The organism is Sphingobium sp. (genome assembly GCF_033795625.1).
GTDB lineage: Bacteria > Pseudomonadota > Alphaproteobacteria > Sphingomonadales > Sphingomonadaceae > Sphingobium.
This window is the reverse complement of the sequence record NZ_JARYGI010000063.1, coordinates 1-10831: the sequence shown is the minus strand read 5'-3', so window position 1 is coordinate 10831 and position 10831 is coordinate 1. Positions and strand designations below refer to the sequence as shown.

Here is a 10831-nt window from a genome sequence, read left to right as displayed (position 1 = left end):
CTGCGCTCGCCAAGCGTCAGCAGCGGATCACCCTTGCGTTTTGCTGGTCACACGTGCGGCGCAAGTTCTTCGATCTTGCCGACAAGTCTCCGGTTGCCACCGAGGTCCTAAAGCGCATCGCTGGGATCTATGCCATCGAGAGCGAGGTTCGTGGCAGCAATGCCGACCACCGTCGGGCCGTGCGCAACGAGCACGCCCGTGTCATTGTCGATGACCTGCGCCATTATCTGGAAGCGCGGCTCAGCCAGGTCAGCGCCAAGAGCAAGCTGGCCGAGGCCATCCGCTATGCATTGACCCGTTGGGACGGCCTCACCGTCTTCCTCCACGATGGGCGCGTCGAGCTCGACACCAACACTGTAGAACGGTCGATTAGGCCCTTGGCCCTCAATCGCAAGAACGCCCTGTTCGCGGGCTCTGACGAGGGCGGCGATAACTGGGCCGTCACCGCCACGCTGATCGAGAACTGCAAGATCTCCGGCATCAACCCGCATACTTGGCTGACCGAAACGCTCACCAAACTCGCCAATGGTTATCCCGCAAACAGTGTCGGTGACCTCATGCCCTGGACCCACGTGGGCTGAGAACATCGCTTACGGTCGTTCCGCGTAGCCATCCGGTGAAGGCCGCGGCGTAACGCTGATCAGGTGGTAATCGAGTGCCGTGCTGGCTGCCAGTTCCAGGGCAGCAGCTGATCGAGCTGTTGAGCGGGATGCTCAGCGATGCGAGTGAGCTCGTCCGCGAGCCAAGCCTGCGGATCGACATCGTTGAGGCGGGCGGTCTGGATCAGAGTGTAGAGGACGGCCGCACGCTGGTCGCCGCGATCGGAGCCGCAGAACAGCCACGCCTTCCGACCAAGCGGCACGCAACGCAGCGCAGCGCGCGTTCGGCGGCATTGTTGGTAAGGCAGACCCTGCCGTCGTCGAGGAAGCGGGTGAAGGCGTCCCACCGGCGCAGCATGTAGTTGATCGCCTTGGTGAGATCGTGGTTGCGCGAGAGCCTGGCCAGCTGGGTAGTCAGCCAAGTGTGCAGCCCGGCCATAAGCGGCGCGCTCAGTTCGCGGCGCACAGCGAGCCGCTCGCCGGCGTCCTTCCCATAGACGGCGCGCTCGACGTCGAACAGGGCATCGATCCGCTGCACTGCCTCGAGGGCAATCGGGTAGATCATGCCGGCATGCTCGCCGCGGCTCTTCTTGCGGGCCGCGCTGGCAACGTCGGCCAGCTCGAAGAACTTGCGCCGCGCGTGGGCGAAACAGCCAGCCTCGAGCATGGGCGCGGGCATGCGACCAGGAGCATAGAGCTCGCTGTAGCCGCCATAGGCGTCAGCCTGCAGGATGCCTGACCAATACGCGAGATGCGCTCTTGGATGGTAGGCGCCGATCGCGCGAGTAGTGGAACAACGTCGCAGGCGGATCGGCGCCAGCGAACGGCCGATCATCGCGCACGTAGACCCATAGCCTTGCCGTATCGGTCTTGCCCTTGGCCATGACGAGTACGGTCGTATCGTCGCCATGCAATCGCTCGGCAGTGAGGATGTGCGCCTCGATGAGGCGGTAGAGCGGCATCAGCGCGAAAGTGGCAGCACCGACCTGGTCGGCGAGCGTCGAGGTGCTCAGCGGCACGCCTTCGCGCGCGAAGCGTTCGGCCTGACGGTTGAGCGGCTGGTGCTGCCCATACTTCTCGAACAGCAGCATTGCGAGGAAGCTCGGACCCGCCCAGCCGCGCGACACGACATGGAAGGGCGCGGGCGGCTGGGAGATCGTCTCACAGTCCCGGCAGGAGAACTTCTCGCGCACGGTCTGGATCACCTTCCAGGCGCGTGGGATCACCTCAAGCGTCTCGGTAACGTCCTCGCCCAGCTTCGACAGTCGGCTGCCGCCACAGGCCGGGCAAGAGCACGGCGCTGGTACGACGACTCGCTCACGCGGCAGGTGCTCAGGAAATGGCTTCCTGGCCGGCCGCTTGCATTGGAAGGCGCCGACGATCGGGGCCTTCTCGGCTGCAACCTCAGCAGCAAGATCATCCTCGGCCGCATCGGCCTCGAGATCTTCGAGCTGCAGCTCCATCTGGTCGAGCAGGTGACGGGTGCGCTCGGCGCTGGCGCCGTACTGCTCGCGTCTCAGCTTGGCGATCTGCAGCTTGAGATGCGCGATCACCGCCTCGGTGGCGCTCTCCCGAGCATGGGCATTGGCGAGCCTGGCCTCGGCCTCATTGGCCCGCTGGGTCGCACTCGCCAGCAGCGCCTTGAGCGCTTCGATATCGTCTGGAATGGGCGAAATGGCTGCTTCCATGACCTACATGGAATCACAAAAAAGCGGCGGAATGAAGCGCAAAATGGGAGGACAGAGAAGAAAAGGCGAGCCTTATCCAGCGCTCTGCGGACGCCAGCTATACTGCAGGTTACGCCAGTCGATCCTATCGAGCAGGCAGGCTAGTTGCGAGGCTGTGAGCGACACCATGCCGTCCTTCGCCGAGGGCCATACGAACCGCCCCTTCTCCAGCCGCTTGGCATAAAGCGACATGCCGATCCCATCATGCCAGATCAGCTTCACCAGCGATCCGGCGCGCCCGCGGAATACGAACAGATCGCCGCCGTGGGGATCGCGCTCGAGGCCCTGCTGGACCAGCAAGGCCAGCCCCTGCATTCCCTTGCGCATAACGATGTGCCCCATCGCGATCCACACGCGGGCGCCCGCAGGGATCATCGCAACGCCTTCAACGCTGAGGCCACCAGCGCGGAGGATGCCGAGTCAAAGATGCTGATCCGCTTCCCGCGCGCCAGATCGATGACAATGGCGGGCTGCAGACCGGGGTGAGCGGCTTCTGCCTCATCGATCAACACGGCCGCGGCGAAGCCGGGAGTTGGCAAATGATCGGATGCGGGCTCGGTATGAGCTTCGCGCAGCTTCCGCCGCCAAGTGTAGATCAGCGCCGACGAGATATCGTACCGACGGCAGACCTCGGCGACACAGGCGCCCGGCGCAAAGGCCTCTGCCAAGATCCAAAGCCGCTCTTCGTTGCTCCAGCGCCGCCGACGTTCTGGACCCGAAAATACCGTAACTTGGCCCATCGATCACTCCTAAGCGCGCTCTTGAGAGCAAGCTTAAGACCAATCTCTCACTCAATCGGCAAGGCAGGGCTCGCCGGATGGCTACCGTTCCGCTCTCAATGATCCACTTTGCGCGTTAATTGCGTGGACACGAACTGCCAGTTGCCGCCATGCGCAACTGCAATCTGTTGCACTACCAGCGTCGATTGCCTGCCGTCGAACGTGTTGATCTGGTCTCCAACAACGACCGCCACGTCCCCGTAAACGCGGACGTTCAATTCGCCGCGTTCGGAGTGGCGGGGCGCCTTCTTGAGACTGTTGATGTAGGTTTCGCGATCATCGATTTGTCCGCTCGCATGGATGTGCTGGTAATCATCGGCAAGGACAGCGCCGACCTCTTCGATATCTTGCGCATTAATTGCGGCACAGCGCCTTTGCTCGAGCGCTAGAATTGGGCTGACATCTTGTGACATTGGTTGTTCCTCTATTGTCTACGCGGTTTGTTACGGTGAACGACTATACTGGGACTTGGGGTTTGCTATAAGGACCTTGAAGCTTGGCAAAGTTGCCAAAACTCATCGGATAGCCATGCTGCGCCAAAGCGGCCGCCGCGCCAGAAACAGCGATGCGCAGATTGCGATCAGCACCATGCCGAGTGCGATGAAATAGATCTGCGTACCCGGAAACCCGAACCCCACCCAGGTCGCGCCGATCAGAGGTCCCGACACGCCGCCCAGGCGGCCCATTCCCAAGCACCACCCAGCACCCGTGACGCGGACCGGGCCGGGGTAGATAGTGGCCGGGAGCGCCGCCATTCCGGTCAGGCCGCCGCCCACGCCAATGCCCGCCAAAACGCCGAGCACGATGACCAGGGTCGGACTGTCGAGAAATGAACTCATCGTGACAAGGGAAACGCAACTCAGCCCCAGCATCGCCGTCAGAGTCCATGGCGGGGAGAACCGGTCCATCAACCATCCCGCCATCAACGAAGCTATCATCGAGCCCAGGTTGAAGCCCACTGCGACGTTGACTGCTTGCGAGAGCGTGAGACCGCCGTCCTTCAGCACCAACGGCGTCCAGCTGACAAACAACGCCGCAACCGATACCGAACAAAAACTGACGATCCATAGAGGCAACGTGATTTTCAGATATTGGGGACCGAGCACGGCGCCGACCATGCTCCGCTTTTTTTCGACCGGCAGGACCAACTGTGCAAGCGGGCCAGTGAAGTCGGGCGCAATTTTCGCTAGGATCGTCCTTGCAAGTCGATGCCCACTCTCGTTCCGGATGAGCATCGTGAGACTTTCGGGGATCCATAGCCAAGCTGCCGCAGAGGCTGCCATTCCTGCCGCTCCGCCAGCCAAAAACACCGACCGCCATCCGAAGTGCGCAATCAACGGCACAGTCGCGAGCCCTGCGACGAATCCGCCGATCGAGTAACCCAATATGGTCGTTCCGATCGAAAATCGGCGCCGTTTTGCGGGGCTGTACTCTGAGACCAGAACATAAGCGTTAGGCAGTGCACTGCCTAACGCCACACCATCCAGCAATCTAAGGATCGCGACTTGCCAAAATGAAGTCGTAAGGCTGGTTGCTGCCGTCAGCAGCGCAAAAGCCAATGTCATTGCGATCAGCAAACGACGGCGGCCCCAGCGGTCGGCGATGGGCCCGACGCCGAAGCTACCGATTGTCATCCCGGCGAGGCTCAGTGAAAAAACAGCGCCGAGTTGAGCTGGAGTCAACGCCATGGTTTCGCGCATGCTTGGCGCGGCGAAGTTCACCGCCTGAACGCTGTATCCATCGCAAAATGCGATCGCTGCGCACACCAGCAGAACGCGAAAATGGAGAGTTGTCGTTCGTTGCTCGTCGATCAGGTTGGTAAGCGTAGGAGTGCTCATCGAATCTTCTCCGTCACATGCCTCCGAGCGCCGGAGATATAAGATAGCTCATCGGGCAAATTGTAGGACACTTTGGCGCGATGAAAGCATGCTGAAAGACCTGTCTTCGGATAGAACGTAACTATGTCTCCGGGTACGCATCTATGATCACCTCAGCACAACCGCCGCTCTCGTGCCGTGTCGGCGGATGAGTTGGAGGTTAGTGGCTTGATCATGTAGCGATCTACTTGTCGTCATTCTTACCGTAAGGTTTCTGTGCGGGCAGCATCCGGTCCAACATGCCGTCGCGCCGCACGGAAACATGGTAGAACACGCCTGCCAGGTGCAAGAGAATGAGCGCATAGAGCGGCCATTGCGAAAGCCGGTGCAGCGACTTGCCCCAAGCCGCGACTTCCTTGTCGATCGGCAAAAGCTGTGGCGTTGGCATCATGCCAAAGAGAATTGGCGGATGTCCTCCGGCGGTGGAATACACGTAACCAGTTGCCGGAAACCACAACAATGCCAGGAAGAACACGGCATAGGTCATGTTAGCGAGCTTGTGATCCCAGTCGGGCTGGCCTGGCGGGGCAGGGGGAGGGGGATCGTAATGCCGCCAGACCAGACGTGCCGCAGTAATCAAAAAGACGAGAACGCCAAAGGTTTTATGGATTTCCCACAAGGTAGCCATCTCTGGTCCATCCTTGCCAGGTTGCATGATCCAACCCAGCACCAGAATCACCAGCATGGCCAAAGCTGTTACCCAATGAAAGATGCGTTGCGCGCCGCTGTAGCGCGCCTCGATCGCACTTCTCATTCCGACTTCCTCGACACGTCTGACATTTGTCCCGCCCCTCACCTTCCGAAAACACGCCGAGCTTATTAGAACAGGTTCGGTCTAAAGGTTACGTACAGCCGAACTTCACGCCCGCGAGAAACATAACCATTATAATCCGATGGCACGCCCACCGTTGTCCCAGTCGTCGCCGGATTGCCCGTGTTGCTCTCTTGTGCGCCGTGAATGGGATAGCGATTGTTGGTCAGGTTCTTTCCGATGACACCGACTTCCCAGCGACGATTGCTCGCGCCGAGACTGAATCCGGCATCCAGCAATACCGTTTCGCGACGGATGCCCCACGGAGCCTCCTCTTGAGCAAGAAAGCTCTTGCTCTGATACAACGCCTGGCCGTTCAGCCCGATCGAGAGATCGGAACCGACTTCCCTGTTTAAGCTGAAGCCGATGTTGCCCGACAATTTCGGAGCCTTGAACATCGGCCTTCCGGTAAAGCTTTGCAGGTCGGGAACGGTGCCGGCGTCAGGACCGTCAATCGTGCATCCTTGAGCAATTGTCTGGCCGACGAAACAGGTGGCAATGAAGTCCTTGTATCGACCTTTATTGTACGCGAGTGCGGTAAACAGGCGCAGCGATGGGATCGACGATGGCGCGAAGTTGAACGACAGCTCGGCGCCCTTCACGCGGGCGGCAGCAGCGTTACTGATACGGTTGGTTGAGAGGACCGGATCAAGGACGCTGAGTTGCAAATCCTTGTAGAGATAGTTGTAGACCGACGCTTCGACGCGCAATTGCCGATCGAATAACGCCGCCTTGATGCCCCCCTCGAATCCGGAAACTGTTTCGGGATTGTAGGAATTGTCGATAGTGATGGTCGCCGGATTCGCAATTGGACCAAGGAAGCCCAGCGACGTCACTTGAAAGGAGCCCGACTTGTAGGCCTCCTTAAATGACGCGAAGACGTTAATGTTACGCGACGGCTGATAGGACAAAGTGAATTCGGGGGAGACGTCCGTGAATTTGCGCCGCGGCACGAACTTGTCGCTCAGGTTGACGTCCTGGGTCTTCACATCCTTTGAATATCGAACGCCGGCCGAAAACGAGAAGTCGGACAGGAACTTCACCGAGCCCTGAGCGAAGGCCGAGAGCGACTCTCCTTTTACATTCCACACTGAACGCGGGCTGACGGCGAACACGTTGGTCGTCGGCGCATACCGCACCACCTGCTCAGTATCGTCGAGGCTGTCATGTTGGTAGAAGCCGCCGACCATCCAACTGAACGGCGCGTCCGATCCGGTATCCGATGCCAGGCGCAACTCCTGCGAAAATACGGTGCGCTTGTTCGATCCGGCGACAGACAGCGTCGGGAGGCCGCCGACATTGTTGTCCGAATACTTCGAATTTAGGTGATAAAGACCGCTGATCGACGTCAGAGATATGCCGCTCGCAACTTGGTAGTTAAGGTCCAACGAGGACAGAAACTGCTCGAAACGGCTATAGCGGCTTCCGTCAGTGCGAAACAGGGAATTGCCGGTCAGCGTGTCCAAATTTGGTGGAAGATTGGCGCGGACGAAATGGTCATTCAACGTGCAGTCTGCAATTCCCGGGATTGCCTGAGAACCCGTTGGCACGCCCGCCGGGCAATACATCCGTTGAACGGTATCTTGCGGGCCATGGTCACGCGTCAGATTATAGGTCACCTTGAGCTTGGCGGTGAACGAACTCTCTGGTGAATAGATCAACGTACCGCGGGTTGCAAAATCCCGAACGCGCGGCCCCCGATCGTGATACGCACCTGGTGCGTCGTTGTAGAGAAAGCCGCGTTGCCCCAGCCCCTTGACCGCAAAACGGGCTAGGAGATTGTCGGTAAGCGGGCCCGACACGACCCCCAGCACCTGAAGTTCGGCTGCGCGCACCTCATATTCCGAACGCACCAGCGTTTCGACAATGTGGGTCGGCTCGGCCGAGGTTAGCGAGATAATGCCGCCGGTTGCGTTCTTGCCGAAGAACAAGGCTTGCGGCCCTTTGAGTATCTCGGCCTGCCCAAGATCGAACTGCCCAAGACGGTTGGCGCCGCCAGTTCCCACGGGTACGTTATTGACGACCGTCAGCACTGCCGGATCTGTTGCGGTATTAGATGAAGGACTCGTGACCCCGCGGAGTGCCGTGAAACCACCGAATGAACCGATGTGTGCTTCAGCGGTCAATTGCGGCGTGAGCCGAGCGATATCCGAGATGCTGTTTACGCCGGCTCGAACAAGTTGTTCGGCACTGAACGCGGTCACCACGACCGGAACATTGAGCGACTGCTCTCCGCGGCGGCGCGCAGTGACGACGATGTCATCGGAGATTGCTGATTCCGCTGCTGCTACGGAGGAAGTATTTTCCTGCCCTGACGTTGTTGACTGCCCATGAGCGACGACCGGCAACGCCAACAAGGCAGCGAGGGGACCAACGGCGGATAACCCTATAAAGTGATGCACATCTCTCTCCCGATACCGCTTTGCGATTCTCTTTGACCTTTACGTATCAGCAAAATCGTAATACGCAACTGTAGGACAAGAATTTACTGACTAGGGCGGATGAACGCGGGACTGATCTGTCAGCCAGCGGTGGCGATACGCCGTTTTAATAGGTACTGGACGCAGCGTACCTCACATCATTGTTTGTCAGGTCAGATCAGACGCGCATTAAAAATCGTCGTACACTTTCGCCTTGCAATAATGAATGGCTGTGCCACAGTAGGGTTTGCGTAAGTGGCCGATAATCCACGTCGCGTTCTAGAGGGAGGATGTATGAAGCGTTTTACACATGCGAAGCTATTTTCTTGCGTGGCTGCTGCCGCTTTGACAGCGACGGGTGTGCATGCGCAAACCACGGAACCGATAGCGCGGTCGGAGCAATCCACAAGCATCGCCGATATCGTCGTCACCGCTCAACGGCGCAGCGAGCGACTTCAGGATGTTCCAGTCGCGGTGACGGCAGTCAAAGGTGAAGCTCTCCGGGCGCTGAACGTGGAAAGCGTTCTTGACCTCAACATCGCGGCACCTTCTTTGAACACATCAAATTCGAACAGCTATTTCACCAGCAACATTCGCGGCATAGGTTCCGGCGCCTATGCTGCAGGGGCAGAGTCGCAAGTCGCGCTCTATGTCGACGGCGTGTATTTGGCGGCACCGATTGCAAGCGAACTATCGCTCGCAGGGATTGAATCGATCGAAGTTCTTAAGGGTCCGCAGGGGACTCTATTCGGTCGCAACGCCACCGCGGGACTGATCCACGTCATCACGCGCTCTCCTTCCGATACGGCGACGGGCACCTTCAACCTGAGCTATGGCAATTACGACACTTTGACCGGAAACGGCTATATCTCCGGACCGCTCGGTGAAGGGCTCGCCGCCGACTTGGCAGTATCGGGAGCGACGCAGGGTGATGGGTTTGGCCGGAACCGGGTCACTGGTGCCGATACTTACAAGCTCAAGCATGACATCATCGTGCGCTCCAAAATCGCATGGACGCCCGGCCCGGACACAAAGGTCACTTTGACCGGGAACTTCTGGGACGGTTCAAGCAGCCGTGGCGGCGTAGTGAACTGGCCCGGCAAATTGTCGGGTTTCGTCCCCGGCCGTGTAGGTCCCGACATTGGTTACGATGCGGACGTCAATGATGCTTATCGCTCCTGGGGCTGGAGCGCCGGCGGCTCGCTACGCATTGAGCACGATTTTGGCGGTGTGGCGCTGTCAAGCATAAGCGCTTATCGCAAGGGCATTTCGAACCTTTCCGAGGATCTCGACTTTTCGCCACTGGACCAAGCCAATCTGTTCCAGCAGCAGAGCGATCGGCAGATCAGTCAGGAACTGCAGCTCAGTTCGAGCGGCTCTGGTCCGCTTAAGTGGACCGCGGGGGTCTTCTACTTTGATCTGAAAAGCGTGTATCAGCCGATCATCGTCGATTTCGCCAATCAGCCTGGTGTCGGCGCCAGGATTACGATCGATTCCGTGCAAACGGCAAAGTCCATCGCGGGCTATGGCCAGGCTACTTACGAGGTCGCGAACGGGACTAACATCACGCTGGGTGGGCGTTACACGTCCGAGGATCGTGCCGAGAAGGATGCGTTCCAGACAACCGAAATTCCCGCGATTGGCCTCACGATTCCACAAGCCTTCCCGACGCAAAAAGTTAACGCGAGTAAGTTCACTTACAGGATCAGCTTGGACCACCGCTTTTCGGAGCAAGCGATGGCGTACGCATCGTTTAATACTGGTTTCAAGAGTGGTGGCTATAATTCCAACGGCCCAGGAACAGCACCTTATCGACCTGAAACGCTGAAGGCGTATGAAGTCGGTCTGAAAACGGACTTGCTCGACCGCCATCTGCGCATCAACCTTTCCGGCTTCTACTATGATTATTCCAATATCCAGGTGCAGCGGATTGCCCAGTTTTCGCTAATCGTGGTCAACGGCGCATCTGCGCGCATTTACGGTCTCGACGCGGATTTCACTGCTGTGATGGCGGAAGGGTTCACCCTGACAGGTGGATTGAACCTAATTAATCCCGAGTTCGAGAAGTTCCCGAATTGTCCTACTTCTACGGCAGCTGGCGGCGTACCTCTTGTGCCGGGGTCCTGTGATAACAAGCAATTACCATTTGCCGCAAAGTTTTCCGGCAACGTCGCGGCAAATTACAAGGCCAATGTCAGCGGCGGAGAGCTCACCGCCTCCGGCAACGTCTATTATAATAGCGGCTATTACTTCGAGTCCGACAATCAGCTTCGCCAGTCGCGCTTTGCCAAGCTCGGAGCGTCGCTCAACTGGCGGTCGGCCAGTGGGATCAAAATCGGCGTTTTCGGTCGCAATCTGACCAATCGCCGGACGGCGACCTTTGGTGCGACACAAGCTGGCGGCAACCCGGTCATCGCATATGCCGATCCGCGCACATACGGTGCGACCGTCGGCTTTGAATTTTAATCTTTGGATCTGGCGGGCGCATTGCCAACCAGACATTTTTCGGATGGGATATGCTATGCGACGTGTCGTGGTTGGGTGATCTGCCCCCTTCTGAGTGGTCCAGAATCTCTGTTATTTTGGATTATGAAGGAGTTTGGAAATGGGCAAGAGGC

Annotated in this window: 8 protein-coding genes and 1 pseudogene; 2 read left to right on the top strand and 7 right to left on the bottom strand. The window is 58.6% G+C overall.

Annotated elements, in window-relative coordinates; genetic code table 11:
• A partial coding sequence (gene tnpC / locus QHC67_RS18155; RefSeq protein ID WP_319296482.1) for an IS66 family transposase occupies positions 1–581 on the top strand: 581 nt, incomplete at its 5' end.
• Positions 582–640: 59 nt separating this feature from the next.
• Here tnpC (QHC67_RS18155) and tnpC (QHC67_RS18150) read toward each other — a convergent pair.
• The 7 genes and pseudogenes from tnpC (QHC67_RS18150) to QHC67_RS18120 form a co-directional block, all read right to left on the bottom strand.
• Positions 641–2287 (bottom strand): annotated as a pseudogene (tnpC, locus tag QHC67_RS18150) (IS66 family transposase).
• 72 nt (positions 2288–2359) lie between these two features.
• Positions 2360–2701 (bottom strand): IS66 family insertion sequence element accessory protein TnpB, encoded by a 342-nt coding sequence (gene tnpB, locus QHC67_RS18145; protein ID WP_319296479.1) that lies wholly within the window; start codon positions 2699–2701, stop codon positions 2360–2362.
• A complete protein-coding gene (gene tnpA, locus QHC67_RS18140) occupies positions 2698–3066 on the bottom strand; it encodes an IS66-like element accessory protein TnpA (RefSeq protein ID WP_319296477.1) in 369 nt (122 codons plus the stop codon). Before tnpA ends, tnpB begins: the two co-directional genes overlap by 4 nt.
• 95 nt (positions 3067–3161) lie before the next feature.
• A complete protein-coding gene (locus tag QHC67_RS18135) occupies positions 3162–3518 on the bottom strand; it encodes a nuclear transport factor 2 family protein (protein WP_319296474.1) in 357 nt (118 codons plus the stop codon).
• Positions 3519–3620: 102 nt separating this feature from the next.
• On the bottom strand, positions 3621–4943 hold the full coding sequence (locus QHC67_RS18130; protein WP_319296472.1) for an MFS transporter: 1323 nt from the start codon (positions 4941–4943) through the stop codon (positions 3621–3623).
• A 223-nt stretch (positions 4944–5166) separates the two neighbouring features.
• On the bottom strand, positions 5167–5736 hold the full coding sequence (locus tag QHC67_RS18125) for a cytochrome b (protein WP_319296469.1): 570 nt from the start codon (positions 5734–5736) through the stop codon (positions 5167–5169).
• A gap of 65 nt (positions 5737–5801) precedes the next feature.
• Entirely contained in the window at positions 5802–8195 is a 2394-nt protein-coding gene (locus QHC67_RS18120; RefSeq protein WP_319296467.1) for a TonB-dependent receptor, read from the bottom strand.
• Positions 8196–8507: 312 nt separating this feature from the next.
• Here QHC67_RS18120 and QHC67_RS18115 point away from each other — a divergent pair, with 312 nt between their 5' ends.
• Complete coding sequence (locus QHC67_RS18115) at positions 8508–10679, top strand: TonB-dependent receptor (protein WP_319296465.1); 2172 nt, start codon at positions 8508–8510, stop codon at positions 10677–10679.
• The last annotated feature ends 152 nt before the right edge of the window (positions 10680–10831 follow it).